At 66.5% G+C, this 16,385-nt stretch carries 15 protein-coding genes and 2 pseudogenes; 9 read left to right on the top strand and 8 right to left on the bottom strand.

Annotated elements, in window-relative coordinates:
- Positions 1-266 precede the first annotated feature (266 nt).
- Together K9S39_RS31945 and K9S39_RS31940 are read left to right on the top strand one after the other, a co-directional pair.
- Complete coding sequence (locus K9S39_RS31945; protein ID WP_248866802.1) at positions 267-1,628, top strand: DUF4041 domain-containing protein; 1,362 nt, start codon at positions 267-269, stop codon at positions 1,626-1,628.
- 543 nt (positions 1,629-2,171) lie between these two features.
- Positions 2,172-2,429 carry a hypothetical protein gene (locus tag K9S39_RS31940; RefSeq protein ID WP_248866801.1) on the top strand — a complete coding sequence of 86 codons (258 nt, stop codon included), beginning with the start codon at positions 2,172-2,174 and terminating at the stop codon, positions 2,427-2,429.
- 126 nt (positions 2,430-2,555) lie between these two features.
- Here the strand turns inward: K9S39_RS31940 and K9S39_RS31935 are convergent, their stop codons facing one another.
- Positions 2,556-3,092 (bottom strand): NUDIX domain-containing protein, encoded by a 537-nt coding sequence (locus K9S39_RS31935; protein WP_248866800.1) that lies wholly within the window; start codon positions 3,090-3,092, stop codon positions 2,556-2,558.
- A 1-nt stretch (position 3,093) separates the two neighbouring features.
- Positions 3,094-4,449 (bottom strand): tetratricopeptide repeat protein, encoded by a 1,356-nt coding sequence (locus K9S39_RS31930; protein ID WP_248869051.1) that lies wholly within the window; start codon positions 4,447-4,449, stop codon positions 3,094-3,096.
- A gap of 221 nt (positions 4,450-4,670) precedes the next feature.
- Here K9S39_RS31930 and K9S39_RS31925 point away from each other — a divergent pair, with 221 nt between their 5' ends.
- The 4 genes from K9S39_RS31925 to K9S39_RS31910 all read left to right on the top strand — a co-directional run bounded on the left by K9S39_RS31925 (position 4,671) and on the right by K9S39_RS31910 (position 7,709).
- Entirely contained in the window at positions 4,671-5,420 is a 750-nt protein-coding gene (locus tag K9S39_RS31925) for a hypothetical protein (protein ID WP_248866799.1), read from the top strand.
- Positions 5,421-5,509: 89 nt separating this feature from the next.
- Positions 5,510-6,421 (top strand): BUD32 family EKC/KEOPS complex subunit, encoded by a 912-nt coding sequence (locus K9S39_RS31920; protein ID WP_248866798.1) that lies wholly within the window; start codon positions 5,510-5,512, stop codon positions 6,419-6,421.
- Entirely contained in the window at positions 6,421-7,113 is a 693-nt protein-coding gene (locus K9S39_RS31915; RefSeq protein WP_248866797.1) for a class I SAM-dependent methyltransferase, read from the top strand. The genes K9S39_RS31920 and K9S39_RS31915 overlap by 1 nt, the downstream gene beginning before the upstream one ends.
- A 29-nt stretch (positions 7,114-7,142) precedes the next feature.
- The gene (locus K9S39_RS31910) at positions 7,143-7,709 is read left to right on the top strand and encodes an HAD domain-containing protein (protein WP_248866796.1); all 567 of its coding nucleotides are present in this window, start codon (positions 7,143-7,145) and stop codon (positions 7,707-7,709) included.
- A 385-nt stretch (positions 7,710-8,094) separates the two neighbouring features.
- On the opposite strand, the gene K9S39_RS31905 is transcribed toward K9S39_RS31910, so the two are convergent.
- Complete coding sequence (locus K9S39_RS31905; protein ID WP_248869050.1) at positions 8,095-9,405, bottom strand: DUF3631 domain-containing protein; 1,311 nt, start codon at positions 9,403-9,405, stop codon at positions 8,095-8,097.
- Between the two features lie 146 nt (positions 9,406-9,551).
- Positions 9,552-9,773: a helix-turn-helix transcriptional regulator gene (locus K9S39_RS31900; RefSeq protein ID WP_248866795.1), complete on the bottom strand. Its 222-nt coding sequence runs from the start codon at positions 9,771-9,773 to the stop codon at positions 9,552-9,554.
- Between the two features lie 457 nt (positions 9,774-10,230).
- Here K9S39_RS31900 and K9S39_RS31895 point away from each other — a divergent pair, with 457 nt between their 5' ends.
- Together K9S39_RS31895 and K9S39_RS31890 are read left to right on the top strand one after the other, a co-directional pair.
- Positions 10,231-10,509 (top strand): helix-turn-helix domain-containing protein, encoded by a 279-nt coding sequence (locus K9S39_RS31895; RefSeq protein ID WP_248866794.1) that lies wholly within the window; start codon positions 10,231-10,233, stop codon positions 10,507-10,509.
- Complete coding sequence (locus K9S39_RS31890; protein ID WP_248866793.1) at positions 10,502-11,779, top strand: tyrosine-type recombinase/integrase; 1,278 nt, start codon at positions 10,502-10,504, stop codon at positions 11,777-11,779. Before K9S39_RS31895 ends, K9S39_RS31890 begins: the two co-directional genes overlap by 8 nt.
- Positions 11,780-11,879: 100 nt before the next feature.
- On the opposite strand, the gene K9S39_RS31885 is transcribed toward K9S39_RS31890, so the two are convergent.
- Positions 11,880-12,071: a hypothetical protein gene (locus K9S39_RS31885; RefSeq protein ID WP_248866792.1), complete on the bottom strand. Its 192-nt coding sequence runs from the start codon at positions 12,069-12,071 to the stop codon at positions 11,880-11,882.
- Between the two features lie 316 nt (positions 12,072-12,387).
- Here K9S39_RS31885 and K9S39_RS31880 point away from each other — a divergent pair, with 316 nt between their 5' ends.
- Positions 12,388-13,200 (top strand): alpha/beta hydrolase family protein, encoded by an 813-nt coding sequence (locus K9S39_RS31880; protein WP_248866791.1) that lies wholly within the window; start codon positions 12,388-12,390, stop codon positions 13,198-13,200.
- 470 nt (positions 13,201-13,670) lie between these two features.
- Here the strand turns inward: K9S39_RS31880 and K9S39_RS31875 are convergent, their stop codons facing one another.
- The 3 genes and pseudogenes from K9S39_RS31875 to K9S39_RS31865 form a co-directional block, all read right to left on the bottom strand.
- Positions 13,671-14,102: an NUDIX hydrolase gene (locus K9S39_RS31875; protein ID WP_248869049.1), complete on the bottom strand. Its 432-nt coding sequence runs from the start codon at positions 14,100-14,102 to the stop codon at positions 13,671-13,673.
- Positions 14,103-14,432: 330 nt separating this feature from the next.
- Positions 14,433-14,990 (bottom strand): annotated as a pseudogene (locus K9S39_RS42520) (reverse transcriptase domain-containing protein); the annotation flags it as partial.
- 533 nt (positions 14,991-15,523) lie between these two features.
- Positions 15,524-16,301 (bottom strand): annotated as a pseudogene (locus K9S39_RS31865) (IS481 family transposase); the annotation flags it as partial.
- Positions 16,302-16,385 lie beyond the last annotated feature (84 nt).

The following is a 16,385-nucleotide window of genomic DNA, read 5'->3' as shown; positions in this document are numbered from 1 at the left end:
GTTGGGCTCCACAGTCCTCGGCACCTGGTTGGGGGCGGCCGGGGCACGTCCCGGAGGCAGATGTCATCGCTCCCGATGCCCGCGAGGATGCTCTGTCGGCTATGCCAGGCTCGCCGCAGTCGACAGAGGCCGCTCTCGGAAGCAGACGTAGCGAGGCGACGGGTGCCAGCGGTGGTCTTGCGACCGGCTTGTTCAGGCGGCGCCGCAGACAGGCTGAAGCCGAGGCACAGCAGGTTCGCACAGAGAATGCCCGGCTAGCGGCAGAGGTGGAGAGCCTGCAGGCTGAATGCGATCGCTGCTCTGCCGAGAAAGCCGCTGCTGAGGAGCAGGTGGCCCGCATCCAAGGCCTCGATGCAGCTCAGTTGGTCGCCGAGACCCGGAGGTTGAGGTCTGATCACGAGCGACTGCGGGAGCGGATGGCCCAAGAAGAGGCCGCACGGACAGCCGGCGCCGCTCGTCATGAGGAACTGCTCGTGGAGAAGGCGGAGCGAGCGTCGGAGCAACTCAGCACTCAGCTGGACGAGGCGCGGCGGCAACGGGACGCCGTGCTGCACGAGGCGGAGCTAGCCGAGCAGCGACTTCTGCAGGCGCAACAGGGCATTGTCCTGACCGATGAGACAGCGATGCTGCAGGAGGTCGGGATCTATGAGTACCGGCACCAGCTGGACGACGCGATCGCATACAAGGCCGAGCTCCAGGAGCTCAAAGACCGCCTTAAGACGATGGTGAGGCACGGGCAAGCGGTGCTATCGGCCACAGACTGGCAGGTAGATGGTTCCGCTGCGAAGGGACGGAAGCTGGTCCGCGATTTCTCCAAGCTGCTGCTTCGGGCGTACAACGCCGAGGCGGACTATGCGGTGCGCAATATGCGTCCTTACAGGTTGCACTCCCAGGTCGACCGGTTGGAGAAGTCCCGGGAGACCATCGCCCGGCTCGGGGGCACCATGCGGATCCAGATCTCTGAGGCATACCACCGACTGCGGGTTCGGGAGCTGGAACTGACCGCCGACTACCTTGCTAAACAGGAGGAAGAGAAGGAGTACAGACGGGAAATGCGAGCACAGCAGCGCGAGGAGGAGACGCTTCAACGCGAGATCGAACGTGAGCGCGCGCGTTTGGAGAAGGAGCGCGATCACTACCTCAGCGCGCTCCAGCGGCTGCGGGCCTCAACAGGTGCGGCGGATCCGGCGTCGGTGTCCCACCTGGAAACGAAGCTTGCGGAGGTCGACGTGGCAATCGAGGCTGTCGACTACCGCGAGGCGAACATTCGGGCCGGCTACGTGTACGTGATCTCAAACATCGGTTCCTTTGGCGAGCATATGGTTAAGATTGGAATGACCCGGCGACTAGAACCTATGGACCGAATCAGAGAGTTGGGCGATGCATCGGTGCCATTCCGCTTCGATGTGCACGCGCTGATCTTCAGTGAGGATGCCGTCGGGCTGGAGCGCCGCCTGCACCAGGAGTTCGAAGACCGCCGGGTGAACCGGATCAACCTGCGCCGGGAGTTCTTCTACGTTACCCCCGCCGAGGTCCGCACGGCCATGGAACGGTTTGCCGGTGCACACCTGCTGGAGTTTCACGAAGAGACTGACGCCCCTGAGTGGCGGGCCAGCGGAGCCGCGTAGCCCCGCTCTATGCGCCATACAAGGGTCGGCCCAGAGTAGGCTGCCTCAGCAGTTCTCCCTCGAGTACGACGTCCTCTCTTGCGCGACGCGGTCACGACAGTGCCCCTGATATCCATCTCACCCAGCATGACGTGGTGCAGCTGTATCGCGGAGGACCTCGCCCTCAAGCTTCCTCTGCGGGAAAGAGCCGGAGCAGTGAGAGGAAGTGCCAGCCGGTCGCATCCTCGACAGAGTCGGCGAGCTGGTCCACGAGCCGGGTCTCATCACGCCCTTGCTGGCCGGGTACCGCATTTGTCGGGCCCAATCCCACAAGGAGCCGACGGTCTCGGGGGCCGCTTCAAGACTCGACACTGCACCGCGAGAGTTTGCCGCACAGGCGAATCGGATGAGCCCTGCGGGAATCCCCATGTTCTACGGTGCTCAAGATCCCGAAACCGCGGATTTTGGAGACCACCGTTCGCACCTTTGATGAGTGGGTCACTTTCGCCGCCGTCGAGATCTCGCGGGAGTTGCAAGGTTGTCGACTTCACTCGTCTCCCGCCCGTGCCGTCCATGTTGGGCCGCGAACGCGCCCATCGCCATCAGCCGCTGCTGTTCCTCCACAAGTTCGCCGACCAGCTCAGCGAACCGGCCCGCGTGATGTACGAGCAGATCGACTACGTACCAACGCAGATCGTTACCGAATACCTGTTGAGGTTCCCCCGCTGCGAAGCCCCGCTCGACGCCTTGTGTGTTGTCAGTGTCCAAACGCCACAGAACTATCAATACGTTCGAAGCAACAAACCTCTTGCACGTCACTGAGGCAATACCGACAACCGCCAGTGCCCTGCGCGGCGTGCTGGGCGACCTGTTCCAGCGTAAGGAAGCAACTCAGTGGCGCGACACCTGTGATGACGCTAGGAGACGTCACCCGCCACCGTTGGAACGCTACGCCCAGCCGTCCAAAGAGACCTCCGGCCCGCCGTTCAGGTAGCGATGAAGCGCGCTGGCAGTGGTGTCGACGAATTCTTCGGGGATGGCGTCTGTCTTGACCCACCGCACCTGAGCGTGCTTCTTGGGCTCGCGGTTTTCGGGTTCGCCGCTCCATTCGTTGGCGACAAAGACGATGGTGAGGAAGCCGTTGGGGGCCTCAACGCCCCAGGCTCCGTGGATGACGTGACCGATGCGAAGAGCCTCGGGCTTCACGATGAGGCCAGTCTCTTCGTGCAGCTCGCGGACGGCCGTATCGGTGATCGGCTCGCCGGGCTCACTCTTGCCGACGGGGAGGTCCCACATCCCCTGGGCGAACTTGGCCTGCTCGCTGCGCTGCAGGAGGACGACCCGATCGGTCTCCTCATCGTGGACGATGACGGCCGCGACCAGAAGGGTCATGGATTCGAGTGCGGGCTTGAGGGCTTGGGAGCGGGGGTGGTCGGTCTTCGGCTGAGCCACGATGGTCCCTTCGTCGGCCGGGTTGGTGGGCATGCTAGATCAGTGCCTCGCGCACGCGGCGCGCGAGTTCGGCAGCGCCGGGAACTTTGCGCCGCTGGTAGACCGCGAGCGTGGGCCTGATGGAGGAGATCGCCTTGCGGGTGCGGTCCGAGGCCATGCCCGCCATGAGGTCGACCGCCTGTGTCCAGGCGGCGATGGCTTCGTCGGCGCGGGCCTGAGCGGCAAGGCTGTCGCCGAGGTCGGCGTGGGTGAGGGCATGGACGCGCTTGTATTTCACGGGGTCCCAGCGGGTGAGGGCGTCACGGTGCTGCTGCTCGGTGCCGACGTGGTCAGCGAGGTCGGTCAGCGTTCGGGCGGTGTGGCTGGCCACGGTACCGGCGGCGGGTCCGCTGACGAGGGAGAAGTTGGGCTGCGGGTCGTCGTCCCGGATCAGGGCGTCCTCGGCTGCAAGGAGGGCACGGGCGGCTGGCCCGTTCTCGCCCGTGGCGGCGTACGCACGGGCGTGGGTGATGTGGAGTAGGGCTTCAGTCTGGCCTTCGACATAGCCGAGCCCTCGTGACAAGGCGTTCTCGACGAGGTCGACGCAGTGGTGGGGCTGTCTGAGGCTGAGGGCTTGGTGGGCAAGGGCCCGCATCATCCAGGCTGCGTGGCCGTGAGGGTCCGATTCACAGGCCAGTTGGTAACCGACCTGATAGTAGCGCTGGGCAGCGCCTTCGTGGCCGAGGTCGTGGTGTTTCCAGCCAGCGAGGTAGGCGAGTTCCGCGACCGCACCGAAGGCGGCCCGCCGTAGGGCCTCAGACGGAAAGCGGGCCCGCAGCATAGGGGCGGCGGTGTCCGCGAGGTAGGCGGTGACAGTGGTCAGGCCGTGGCCGCCGCCGAGGCGTTCGTCGGCCGCGGTGAACGAGGCGGTGATCTGGCGTACTACGTCAACGTCCTCGGCACCGATAGTGGTTCGGCCAGCACGTATTCGGAGCAGGCGAGCGGTGGCTTCGTGGTCGTAGCCGAGCGGCATGGCGACGCCTGCGGCGCTGAAGGCTGCGACGGCCAGGAAGCGGCGGCGTTCAACGTCTGCTCGGCCCAAGTCAGTTGCTGCGACCACGGGATCGGCGCTCGTTGGCACAAGGTCTTCGGGACCCTGCATTCCGATGTCGGCCAAAGTGATCGTGCGCCCGAGGCGGCGGGACAGGGCCTCGGCGAGATAGGCCGGGCTCTGGCCCATTGGCTGGCGGGTGCCGTTCACCCAGTGAGAGATGGCGGACTTGTTGGTCTGCAGAAGGTCGCCGTTCTCCGCCGCAACACGGCGTACCTCCTTCGCAAGTGCCTCGTAGGTGCAGCCCGCAGCGGCGATCGTCTCGCGCAGCCGGGAGTTGGTTCCTCTGGGCGCTGTCACGACCTCCCCGATCAGGAGCTGTAAACCGCGTATACCGCTCGGCGTGCTCTTCACCGTACCCACTGTGCGTAGCGAGCGGTTCACTTATCAGCAACCGCCCGGGACGGCATCCCACCGTGAGCCAGGCTCCTCCTTGGCTCGGGCGGTCCCAGATCCGTACGTCCGCACCGGGCTCGGGCATTCCTACGCCCTGGCCCGGCCGATGAGAGACGGAGATACCGGTGACCACGATCGATACCACGACCATCATGGTCGAGCTGCCCGAGGCGTTCGACCCGCGCTGGAGCCGCCTGCCCGGCATCCAGGTCGACGGGCGACGCATCAGCATCGACCCGGCCGAGTACTTTTTCCGCTTCGAGTCCCACACCTGGCTCATCGCCGACTGGGAGCTGGTCCGCTCCCAGCTCCTGCAGGCGGAAGAAACCACCGAGAGCACGGTTGAGCAGCTCGCGCTCGACTTCATCAAGGCACACGCCGAGTCCACCTCGGATGCGACCCGCGTCCTGGCCACCGCGTACCAGGTGTACGCGTACCTGTTCCGCAACGAACACCTGGCCGGTCTCGGCCTGCCGCATATCACCGCCGATCACCTGCGGATGCTGCGGGAGGCGGCGACGCTGATGGCGTTGAACAAGGTGGAGCTGGACGGGCACATCTCCAACGTCGGCCCCTGCTGGTTCTTCCCCGCCGCCACCTCCGTCGTCTTCGACCTGGACGACGAAACCGGCGGGATGCTCGACGAGATCTACCACGGCGGCTGGTTCAACGAGCACCGCCGCATCGAGGCCATCAAGGCCCACGCCGCTCTCGGCGGACGACTTGTCCATGGCTGCCAGTCCGTGCCGGACCAGTCCGGCGGCGTGGTCGCGCCCTACGGTGCGTCGATGGCCGCCTTCCGTGATGATCTGGCCCAGTTCAAGGCCGGTTGGATCGACGAGGTCTACGCGCACCGGGTGACCGACGCCGCGTAGCCGCACTATCTGCATCAGCCTGCACGGTTTCGGGGCGGGCCAGCTCAACTCGCCCGCCCCGGACGCCGCCACCCCCACTGGAGAACCCCATGGAAGAGACCCCTACCGCCGCACTCCTCACTGACCTGCTCCTGGTCGCCGGCCAGCAGCCTCCCGTCCGGGAGGAAGTGCGGGTGTGGTCGATGTCCGGCGTCGAGCGGGTGACGTTCCCCGACGGCACCACGGCCATCTTCAAGTACGCCAAAAGGCCGTTCGACCGTGAGGACCAGGCCCTGCGGCTTGCCCATGCCCACGGCATCCCGGTGCCGAGAGTGCTCGCCTCCGCCGTGCATGAAGGCCAGCTCGGCATGCTGATGGAAGACCTCGGCACTCCCATGCGCGAGGCGGACGACCTCGATGCTGCTGCTGCCGCGGTCGTCCTGCACGATGCGCCCACGACATCTGCCTTTCCCCTGCTCGACGAACAGGCGCTGCAAGCCCTGCCGAGCCGTGCGATGGACCACCTTGGTCAGCTCCGCAAGGCCGATCGCTGGCAGGACACCGACGACGTCGAGCAGGCCCTCGACCGGCTCGCCCGAGCCGCCGCCGCTCGCGTTCAGGGGGCGATGCTGGAGCCGTTTGGCTGGGTGCACTCCGAGTTCCACCCCACCAGCCTCCACATCGGCCGCAACGGCTGGTGGCTGCTCGACTTCGCCCGCGCCTTCACCGGACCCGGCCTGCTCGACCTCGCCAGCTGGCACGGCACGCTGGACGCGCCCGATCCGGTGCGCCTGCGCGTCTTCCTGGAGCAGTACGTCGTCGAGGGCGGCGCCCCGGACGCACTTGCCTCGCGAGGTGGTCTTACCGCTGAAGCATGGGCCTTGGGCTGGCACCGCATGTGGGCCGTCGAGTGGTTCATGGAGCAGGCGATCCGCTGGATCAACGACCCGGCCACCGACCCCGGCTACATCAAGGTCGTGCGCCGCCACCTCGCCGACGTCCTCCAACTCCTGGACGTCTGATGCTCGCCCAAGCCTCCCCCTGGCACCTCCACGCCCTCCAGCGCACCGCGGCCGAACCAGCCGAAGCGCTGGCCGTGCCTACCCGCATGGAATGGGGCACGCGCCCTGGCCAAGGCCCCGACTCTGACGTACTCGGACCCGACCTGCGCGGCAGGAACGTGCTGGAACTCGGCTGCGGCCCTGGTCACAACGTTGCCCATGTCGCAATCCACCGCGGGGCGACGGTCACCGGCATCGACCTGGTCGGGCTGCAGATCCGCCGCGCCCGGTCTCACTACGGGCGGCTATCCGGCGCCAGGTTCGTCGCCGGTCACGCCCTCCATTACCTCCAGGCCACTGACGATCGGTACGACGCGATCTACTCGGTCTTCGGCGCCATTGGCCTCGTCGCCCCCGAGCTCCTGCTACCCGCCATCGCCGATCATCTGGCCCCCGGCGGCACTCTGGCGTTCTCCGTCCCCCACCCGCGCCGCGCCGGCCGTCGGCCCTCGACGGACGACCGCCCCCACCAAGACTTCGTCACCCTTCCCGACCTCACCCGACTCCCCATCGCCCGCTGGGAGTTCGATGCCGACCGCTGGGGGCTTCACCTGGCCCATGCAGGCTTGGAAATCACCTCCAGCCAGGAACTGCGCGACGTCCGCCTCGGCCACTGGCCGACCGCCCTGCTGATCACCGCCCGCAGGAACTGAACCGTCCCGCCGCTCCCACGGAGGAACCGATGCACCTGCCCTACCTGCTCCTCGACATCGACGGAGTCCTCATACCCTTCCCCAGCGCCGACGGGACCACCCCCGCCACCCACACCCGCCACGATGTCATCCCCACAGGCCGCAGTGCTGACGATCCGGTCGCTATCTGGCTCAACCCGGCCCACGGCCCCATGGTCATGGACGTAGCCCATGGCAGCGTGGTCGCACCGGTCTGGTGCACCAGCTGGCGCCAGGACGCCACCACCCTGATCGGACCGCTCCTCGGGCTCCCGCCCATCCCGTACGTCGACCTCCCGCATCCGCAGATCACCACCAGCCATCCCAACGGCTACCTGTGGAAACGCGACCACATCGACACCTGGCTCGCGGACGCGCCGGTCGCCTGGATCGACGACGACTTCACCGACCTCGACCAGGAATGGGCAGCGGAGCGCGATGCCGGCGGCATCCCTACCTTGCTCGTCCAGCCGGATCCGTACATCGGGCTGCTGCCAGAGCACTTGGCCACGGTGCGGAAGTGGGCGACGGGGAAGCCGTTCCGCGATGCAGCGACTGCAGCAACGGCGAAAAGCTGAGCAGTGGCCTCCTCGCTGCGATCCGCCCCCCGGTCGCCGCATCCACGTCCGGCGCCCCCTGGTGCCGGGCTTCCCCGCCCGTCCCGGGCGGGGCATGCGCTTCCGAAACTCCTCCGCGGCCACGGGCTGCGGAGGAGTTTCGGAAGCTACAGCTTGCTGTGCGGGTTTCGGCGTGGCGGCCGCGTCGGTCTCTGTGCCGGGCGGCCTTGCACCCGTCCCACCCGTTGCATGCCTGGTCAGGGCGTGGAGGGTCGCATCCGGTGGTACGGGTCAACTCGTATCGGCGCACGATCGATCGGTCACGCGGGACGGGTGGACTCGTCCCGCGCAGAGAGTCGTCCCCGCGCTGACCTGCGCGGGGACGGGTGGGACGAGTGAGACCGGGTTACGGGGCAGTGCGCGCGGGTGGAGGGCAGTAGCGCATCCAGGCGTCGGTGAACTGGCTGCGTGAGAAGCCCTTGCGCTGGCCAATATCTCCGAAGCGGTGGTTGGCGGACCTGATCTGGTAGTCGGCCAGCAGGAGTTGCAGGCCACGTGCGCTCAGCCCGCCGTTGCCGTACTCGGCCCAAGGCCCTTCCGCATCGGCTCGCAGGGCGGCGAGCAGGCTCTCGGTGGGCAGCGCGTCGGGGTTGCCGTATGAGGTGAAGACCTGGCGGATGTCCGCCAGGATGCGGATCTTCAGCCCGCCGTGGTCCTCTTCCTGGCCCTGCTCATATGCGGTCATCATCTGGCAGGCGGTACGGGCCCAGGCGGGCCAGGGGCCTCCCGCCAGATCGGCGACGACGATCAGCGGCTCCCAGGTATCAGCCGCGCGGTCCTCGACCGGCATGACCGGCTCGGAGTCGGCAGCCTCCTCCAGGTGTGGGCCGAGCCAAGCCGCCAGCCGCTTCCGCAGGGTGTTGAGAGCAGGGGTGTCGCGGCGTGAGCGGTAGGGCCGCACGCTCTCCCCCGGTGCGCGGCGGCGCATGCGGATGACCACCGACCGGTCCATGATCGTGTCGGGCAGGTCGCCGATGCCGGCCAGGGCGGCCATCGCGAAGGTGCGGAATTTGGTGGGCTGGTGGTCATTTCCCGCAACCCGGGTGGTCGGCCGGTTGCGGTGGTGGCCGGAGTTGAGCAGACCTCGCATCTCCTCGTTCTTTTCTGCCACCTTGAGGCTGCCGAAGATGGTGTCCGCCTCGTCCACCAGGAGGGTGGGCGGGTTGGCGGTGATGGAGCGGAAGATGGCCGGCGGGGTCGAGTTGACCGTGATGAACGGGTCGTGGACGGTCTCGTGCAACACGTCCAGCAGCCTCGACTTGCCACACCGCTTCGCCGGGCCCACCACCGCCAGGCGCGGGGCGTGCTGCCAGGCGGGCTGCAGGTGCGTGGCGGCCACCCACAATGTGACCGCGTCCAGAGCCTGCCGGTGGGGCAGGACCACGAACGTCTCGATCGCTGACCGCAGTTCACCCAGCAGGTGAGCGCCCTCGGTCAGCGGGCCAACGAACGGGGGGACTGGACGGTCGGCGCTCTCCGTTGCCCGGTTCTCGGTCGGGGAGCCGCCAGTGTCCGAGGCGCCCGTCGCACTGGCCGGTGGGGTCGACGGTTCTCGGTCACCGGTGGGCACTGCCGCGCGGTGGGCACCGACCTGACCGGGGATGGCGACCGGTGGCCAGGTGGGTTGGTGGGATGCGGCGGCGGGCTGCTCCGTCATAGGGTGGTTCAAGGACGTTCCTCACCCGGTGGTACGAAGCGTGCAGGCTCCGCGCCACCGTCGTCATCGTTCAGGTATGGGCGGTCGGTTGGGACTCTTCGGCCCTCGGCGTTGACGCGCCGAGGGCCGCTTCGTCGTCCGGAGGCTCAGGCGACCAGATCCAGGGACTGGGTCTGGAGCCATGCGTCGACCTCCGTCCACCGGTAACGCAGATGCTTGCCAACCTTGTGGACCTTCGGGCCGGTGCCCCGGTATTTCCACTGGTACAGCGTCCGCACCGGGATGCCGAGGTAGTCGGAAATCTCCTGCGGACTCGCCAGCGCGCGACGGTGCTTGCCGGCATCCTGGCGGGACTCAGTGTGCTTCATTCGCTTCCCCTTCGCTGAATTGGGCGGGCGGCGTGGACAACATAGCCACGCATCTTCCGCAACATCCAGCGCCATCTTGCAGATAATTCGCGGCCGCACCAAACGGCATCCACACACGACATTGAAAACCGGTGAGTCGAACCACCGATCAGTGAGGGTGGGCCACATTCCACACAGCCGAGGGCAACAGACCACTTGCTCATGTCAGCTTCGCGACGCCCTGCTGGTGCGCTCCACTTATCGCCGGATCCTTCCTGAAGTGCCAGGCCATGGAGGTGTGACAAGTCATCGGAAGCCCCATGCGGGTGCAAGGCGCGGGAACATATCACAAAACCCGGCCGCCAATTCTGTAACCATCCAGACGCACAGCGACAGCACCACGCGTCGCGCAGGGCGCCTCCTTATACAGCGGAATTACGGTTTCCCCAAACCCGGGAACTCGAGCTACAACATCGCCATGTCAAAGCGCCCCGTCGAAATCGGCTACACCGGAATCCAAACCGCCCACAACATCGAAAGCCTCCGCCTCGCTTGCGGCGTCAGCCAACGCCAGCTCGCCGCCCTCGTCGCCGAGCTAGGCCGCCCCCTGTCCCATACCGCGATCTCTCGCATCGAGCGCATCCGCCGACGCTGCGACGTCGACGACCTCGCCACCATCGCTGCGGCCGTCGGTATCTCTCCCATGGCCCTCTTGCAGCCATCAGGTGCCGCGCAGGAAGCGGGTCACCGTGGCTGAGCCCTACGACCGCTGGCACAAAAAGCGGCCGGGGCCAGGCGAGGAGAAGTGCAGGGCCCACGGCAAGGTGCCATCCCGCGAGCACGGGCGCGGAAAGCGCTGGTTGGCGCGCTGGCGGGATCCCAACGGGCAGCAACAGAGCGAGAGCTTCGAGCGGTATGAGGATGCCCGGCAGCACCTGACGCGGATGCTGGGGACCGTCGACGACGGTACGTACATAGCGCCTAAGAAGGGCGACACGCTGCTCAAGGCGGTGGCCAAGCAGTGGCTGGAGAACCAAACGTTCGACAACCCGCGCACGTACCACCAGTACGAGTCCCGTGTCCGCAACCACATCATCGAGCCGCTGGGAGACCTCAAACTGCGGCAGATCAAGCCCTCCACCATCCAGACCTGGATCAAGCGCCGGCTTCAGGTGCTCGACGAGACGACCGTCGGCCTGATCTTCACCCACCTGTCGTCGATCCTCGCCATGGCGGTGGACGACGACCTCATCCCGAAGAACCCGTGCGAGACCGGGTCGGTCAAGCGCGTGAAGCCCAGGCGGTCGAAGAAGGCGGCGAAGGATGTACCGCTGTCGTGGGAACAGACGGATGCCCTACGGCCGCACCTGCCCGAGTGCTACCAGGCCACAGTCGACTGCGGCCGAGGTCTGGGCATGCGGCAGGGCGAAATCTTTGGCTTCAGCCCCGAGGACGTCAACTGGCTGCAGAAGGACAAGGTCGTTCACATACGACGCCAGATCACCCACGACCGCGGCACGCTGGTCTTCGCCCCGCCGAAGGGCGGCACGAATGACGATCCCAAGGACCGCTTCGTGCCGGTCGATGGCGAGTTGGCGATGCTTCTCACTGAGCACATGCGCAAGCACCCGCCGGTCGAAGTGACCCTGCCGTGGATCACCAAAGGCGGTGATCCGGTGACCGTGCGCCTGGTCTTCACCACGCGGGAGCGCAAGCCGCCGAACAAGAACTACTTCAACTACCTCTGGAAGGGTGCCCTGGAGGCGATCGGCGCGATAAAGGCCATCAACGACAAGCCAGTTGGCAAGGGGCGTAAGTGGGAAGCCTGCCGCGACAAGATGATGCACGCCCTGCGGCACCTCTTCGCCTCCGAGGCGATCAACGAGGGCGTGGACGTCTACACGCTCGCCGACCTCCTCGGACACGAGGATCCAGCGTTCACCCTTCGCCGCTACGTCCACCGTGTGACGGGCGCGGTTGAGAAGGCCCGCAAGGCGATCGGCCGGCGCTACCGGTCAGCCGCCTGACGACGGATTGCGCGGGTCAATCGTCTTCGAACAGCTCAGGCCGCCACCCTTGGATGTCCATGTCTAGTTTGCCTTGGCGCACGTCCTGCAAGGCCGCCGCCTAGCCGATCTCGATGGCCCGCGAGAACGCCTCAAGAACCTCCGTCGGTGCGTAGAGGTAGCCACTGCCCGAGTGGAGATTGGCCGCGGCATCGGATGCCCTGCGAGCGTCCTCGTCACGCACGGTGGCTAAGTGAAGATCGTTGATGGCCTGCACGAAACCGTCGAGCTGTTCCTGTGGTGTGTCGGTCATGAGGGACTAGATGCGCCACCAGGGAGCGATCGAAACACCGCCCCGCCACCCCTCCCCCGCGAAGTGCACCGACCTACTCGCAGGGCACACGTCGTCACCGGTCAGAGCCGCTTCCCATGGCTACTTCGACCTCTAAAGAGCGGGGTCGGGTGGGGCACGGTACCCGGAGTGCGGCTGACACTCGTCGAGAGCGACGAGCAGTGCGTGGCACCGCTCCGCCGCTCCTCGTCTCGCGGCGACACCGGCTAGTGTCGCTCTCGTCTCCCTGTCCCACGATCAGTCCCTGCCTAGGTGAGCGCCACACATGAACGAAAAAGTGAGATTCCCGAGCGTCGTCGGCCCCGAACTGGCCGGAGTGATCGACCTGCCGGAGGGCGAGATCCGTGGCTGGGGGCTCTTCGTACACGGATTCACCCTGGGCAAGGACTCACCGGCCGCCTCACGCGTCAGCAAGCAGCTGGCACGCGAGGGGATCGGCATGCTGCGCTTCGACAATCTCGGGATCGGAGACTCCGAGGGCGACTGGGGGGACGGTTCCTTCACCGTCAAGGTGCAGGACACTGTCCGTGCCGCTGCTTTCATGGCGGAGCGAGGGACTCCGGTGGATTTGCTGGTGGGGCACTCGTGGGGAGGCGCCGCCGCGATCGCAGCTGCGCGCGAGATAGTCGGCCTCCGCGCGCTGGCCACGATTGCGGCGCCCGTCGATCCCAGTCACGTCGAGCGGCAGTACGACTCGGTCCTGGATAGCGTCCTCAGTGACGGGGCGCACGAGTGGTTCGTCGGCGGGAGGACCCTGGTTCTCAAGCGCGCCTTCGTCGAGGACGTCCGCCGGGCTCACCTGCGCGACCGGATCGGCGAGGTGGACCTTCCACTCCTCGTGGCGCATTCGCCCACCGACTCCACCGTCGACATCTCCAATGCCGGGGAGATCTTCCAGGAGGCACGGCACCCGCGAAGCTTCATCTCACTCGAAGGCGCGGACCATCTGTTGACCGCGCGAGGGCAGGCGCAGCGGGCCGCTCACATCATCAGCGCCTGGGCTGACCAGTACCTCGACGAGCCACGGCCCCAAGAAGCAGCATCTCGGACGACGGAGAACTCAGGCAGCCAGGGTCCGTGTTCAACGTGATCTCTTGCCCAGAGCAGGAACGAGGCGAGGGTGACCACCGCTTCCTGGTGACTCCGCGGGACGAGCTGTCGCCCAGTAAGCCAGCGGCTCGGTGAGGATTCCGGCCTCCGGGCTGCGGTGACGTCCATTGTGTGCACCCGTTGTGCACCGGCAATCGCTCGATCCTAGGAAGGGTGCAGGTCAGGGACGTTTCTCACCTGTACTACGACATCTAAGAGCCGCCGCCCGGCGACCTGGGCGTAAGTCTGGAAAATCAGCTGTGACCTGCGGAAACTCTTCTCGCGAGTTCTCATAGGTCACAGCTGTTTTCCGCCCCCTTGTGCACCGCCTGCCCCCTTTCCTGACTTGACGTCAGAAACGACACGAGGGCCGCTACCCCATATCCGGGGGGAGCGGCCCTCGTGGCTTCACCGACCTCCTGTGGCGACACCCACCGCCTGGCCTGGTTCGGGCGACACCCATCGTTGGTCCTACACGCAGGCCAGAACCTCCTGTACGCCGTCGGTGACGCCCGGCAGGTCGCCGACGAGGGCGGCCCACTGGTGCAGGTCGTGTTCGGTCAAGATGACCGACCCGGTCTCGGAGACGGTGACGCCGAAGTTGAACTGACGGGTGGTGGTGCCGCGGCTGTTCTCGTAGTCGAAGTGCCCGAGGTAGCGGTCCACGGAGGCGACGGTCAGACCGGTCTCCTCCAGCGTCTCGCGGCGGGCCGTGTCCAGGATGCTCTCTCCGGCGTCCACATGACCGGAGGGGATCTCCCACAGGCCGCCCATGAAGTCGTCCGGCTTGCGGCGGACCAGGAGGATGAGGTCGGTGTCGGTGACGACGGCCGCGGCCACGAAAGTGGTGATGCCTTCGGCCTCGGCCTCCTCTGCCAAGGTTCGGGCGAGGTCGGAGGTCATGGTCACAGGAGCTCCTTGTGGTGTTCGCTGGCCTTCCTGGCCGCGCTGACGTACTGCTCTGCCAGTTTCAGATCCTGTTCTCGGTGCCAGACGGGCAGCTTGATCGTGTGCGTGTGCGCCTTCTCAGCGACGGCGAAGTCACTCTCCCTGTATCGGCTGCGGGTGTTCGGGTAGCCGGGCAGGAGATGGGAAGGCTGCTGGTAGAGCGGGAGCTGGTTCAGGGGGCGGGTGGAGCCGGGCCGGTCGAACTCGGTCGCGCCCTCCGCGACGAGGGCCGCGTGGAAGCGGTCGAGGGGCAGGCCGCCGAGTTGGTCGGGCCGGTAGGTGACGCCGCAGGAACCGGCTGTCGTGGACCTTCTCGCCGAGGATCCGGAGCATGACCTCGTGGTCGAGGCTCCCGAAGCAGTCGGCGATGTCGCCCTCGATGAACCAGGTCGCCCCTGTCCAGGTGTGGGCCACGTCGCGCAGCGCGGTGTGGCAGCCTTTTCGGGGACGGAATCCGTGGGATCTGCCGGAGAAGACCGGTTCGTCATACGCCTCCAGTAAGAGCCGCACCACTTCACCGACCAACTTATCCGACCAAGTAGGCAGGCCGAGAGGCCGAGTCTTCCCCTTTTGTTTCTTCGGGATATGGACCCGTCTCACGGGATGAAACCGATAGCGCTCGTGGCGCATCGCATCAATGATGCGGTCGATCCGCCCTATCGACATGCCATCCACGGTCTCCCCCGTGGCCCCCGGCGTCATCGCCCCCTTGTTGGAGTAGGTGCGGCCGTAGGCCAGCAGATATAACTGCGGGTTGAACATCTGTCGATACAGTTCCTCACACGGCAGACCGCGTCTGCCGCGCTCACGCAGGACACCCAGCACCGTTTCGGCGCTCTGCATTTCGCATACCTCCCGACTTCGGGTGTCCGATCACCTGGCCCCCTTCGCCCGATGCGGTCGGCTTTCCCGTCCTCCTTGGCCGGTCGTGACTCCGGCGACTGCTACGGGCCTCCGTCGCCATGGGGGTTCGCGCCCGTCAGGCGATCCCACGTTCGTCTCTGTCGCACGTCATAGCGTGACTTAGGCGCCCCATTCATCTCCTTGAATGCCCTCACTGGGCATCGCTCCTGGCCCGAGCGTTGCGGAGTCCGTTCAACCCGGTCTCCGCAGGGCTGGCACCGGTTTCGGGTGTCTTTCCGGTGGATGTGAACTTCCATCTCCTGGAGATTGGGATTCAGGCAGTCAAGCCTTCGCCGTATCACGCGGGCCTTCCCAGCACGCCGTCCCTGGCACCTGGACCCGGCTGCTGGTTTCCTGGCATGCTCTGGTCCCCTTCACCTTTCGGATCCAGGTAAGCCATTAGGCCCAGGAACCTCCTCTCGAATTCCTCCCGGCTATGCCGGGGATACGACAGAGCGCCTCGTGGCGCACTTGAACCGCTCCACCTTCCCGTTGGTCTGGGGCCGGTAGGACCGGGTGCGCTTCTGTGAAATGCCTTGTTTTATAAGGGTGTTGCGCCAGAGGTGCGACTTGCAGCAGGAGCCGTTGTCGGTCAGGACGCGCTGGACGGTGATTCCGGCGGTGGTGAAGTAGGCGTGGGCCCGCTGCCGGAATCTGACGGCGGTTTCCTTCTTCTCGTCGGTGAGGATCTCGCTGCAGGCGAGGCGGGAGTGATCGTCGACGGCGTGTGCAGGAAGCTCATACCGGCCTTGGCGCGGTTCTTGCGGCCGGCGGCCCTGCCGAGGACCTTGTGGCCGCCGCCGTCGGGGATGTTCCCGAGCTTTTTGATGTCGACGTGGACCAGGTCGCCGGGGCGGCGTGTTCGTAGCGGCGGATCACGCGGCCGGTGGTTCGGTCCAGGTGGGCCAGGCGGGCGAGCTGGAAACGGGCGAGGACGCGGTGCACGGTCGCGGGGTTCAACCGCAGCAGGCAGGCGATGCGGGCCGGTCCCCAGCGGCGCAGGAGACGGACCCTGACAATCCGCCGCTCGGTGCGGGTCGGGGTCCGACGCGGACTGTGATGCGGACGCGAAGAGCGGTCACACATCCCGGCCTCGCCGCACTGGCGACAGCGGTCCGCCCACCGCTTCGCGGTAGTCGGTGAGACCTGGAAGCGTTCGGCGGCCCGCCGCAGCGGCCAGCCGTCCTCGACGACGCAGCGGGCCAGACGCAGACGGCCGGTCTCGGTCAAGGGTGCATTACGGTGGGGCATGAGGGCCATCTGATCGTTCGTGTGTGGACGTCGCAATCCGCACCGAACCCGGAAGGCCCTCACTCGTTCAAGTTCACCCAACCG

It is taken from the genome of Streptomyces halobius, assembly GCF_023277745.1.
Lineage (GTDB): Bacteria > Actinomycetota > Actinomycetes > Streptomycetales > Streptomycetaceae > Streptomyces > Streptomyces halobius.
Note: the sequence above shows the minus strand (reverse complement) of the source record. Positions and strands in the feature narration are given on the sequence as shown.